The organism is Microcoleus sp. POL10_C6 (assembly GCF_036701585.1).
Taxonomy (GTDB): Bacteria; Cyanobacteriota; Cyanobacteriia; order Cyanobacteriales; family Microcoleaceae; genus Microcoleus.
On sequence record NZ_JAUBRB010000144.1, the window covers coordinates 1 to 1,451 of the forward strand.

The following is a 1,451-nucleotide window of genomic DNA, read 5'->3' on the forward strand; positions in this document are numbered from 1 at the left end:
CAATACTCCGGACAGTTTTTAAGCAGCCAGAGTACCATAAGACAAGACTGAAGGAAGGTTAGGGTGATTTAAAATCAAATCCGGGTCTAAATCTAACTTATCAATAAAGGTAGAAAGTAGATGCTTATTGAATTCCAGACGTTTATAAGAGGCCAGAGAAAACACAAAGGATTTGGCCGATGAATGACAACTAGAGAGTTCATGTTTAGCTAAGTTTAAGGCAATTAGACTGGCATTAAAATGAAAATCAAGCCGTGGTAAATGACGAGCTTGACAATCTGACAATCCCGTAAATTGCTTGGCATCACGAAAGATAAATTCAATCTGGAAACGAGCCTGATAATATTCAAGAATTTGCTCAGGTGGTAGGTGAATATCAGTGCTAAACAATAAAGCATTTTTGATTTTGCCGTTGGCTTGAACCTCAGAGATACAAACCAAACAAATTGGGCAATTTAAACAACAACTCCACACAATCAATGTATATAATGAAACTCCGGGTTTTAGGTCTTTAACAAAATTAAGACGACTCAAATCATGGCAGTCAACCTTACCATCATATTTACGTGGAGCTCCCAGCTTCTTTTGTTCACCTGTATAGAGATAGCGTAGGTTAGCATCACTTCTTAACTTGCCAATAAAGTCTAAATTTAAGTCCCGCACAGCATCCCAGAATTTAGAGCGATAGTAATAGCCATCAGCCACCAAATAACGTACAGAAGTGGGGAAAAAATAACGAGTATTCTTCAAATGTTGTGCATAGTCATCAACTCTTGTGATGTCAGGCTTTGAGCTTTGAGAGTCCGGGTTTTTGCGAGATTTTTTTGAGCTGTTATTCTTCGGGTTTTTGGGCATTTTTTTCACGGGCTTTATTTGAGGGCGTGATGGAGTTTGTTGTACGCTTAAGCTATAAGATAAACGACTCTCAATTTCGACAATAGAAATTACAGAAATTTCCAACCCCTGTGACGATTTCCCCGCTACACCATTATAAAAATAAGCCTTGCCGTCAGTTTTTTTGCCACTTTTTATTAAAAAAGAACAATCGATAACGGCAATGACTGTGTGTTCAGGATTTAAGGCAGATTCGAGGAAATATTGATTAAATTGTGGAAAATTAAAGCTTTTGAGAAAGTGACGACGGTAGGTTTTTTCACTCAAACAGCTATAACGACTGAGATTCGTGAAGTTGACCTTGCCATAGGCCAGCAAAATAGTTGAAAATAAAGTGATTAAAAACTTCTTTTGAGGTTGACTAATCCCCGGCATTTGTTGTAAAATGGATTCAATAATCTTCATAAGGCAATCTGTTGAGCTTGTGTGTTTTTATAGCTTAACCTAAAAGAGTGCCTTTTTTTCTGTTTATTTTGGGTTGAGATTGCACTCACTTTTTTCACTTCTCTATTTTATTGCGATCGCATTCCTCTTTAAAAACTGTCCGGAGTATTGAT

The 1,451-nt window shown here is 37.2% G+C and carries 1 protein-coding gene; it reads right to left on the reverse strand.

Features of this window, described 5'->3' with window-relative positions:
* Window positions 1–18: 18 nt before the first annotated feature.
* On the reverse strand, window positions 19–1,299 hold the full coding sequence (locus QUA34_RS30025) for a transposase (RefSeq protein ID WP_333332865.1): 1,281 nt from the start codon (window positions 1,297–1,299) through the stop codon (window positions 19–21).
* Window positions 1,300–1,451: the final 152 nt, after the last annotated feature.

Excerpts from the sequence above, each read along its gene's own strand:
- QUA34_RS30025 (WP_333332865.1), bottom strand. The coding sequence starts at position 1,299 with ATGAAGATTATTGAATCCATTTTACAACAAATGCCGGGGATTAGTCAA.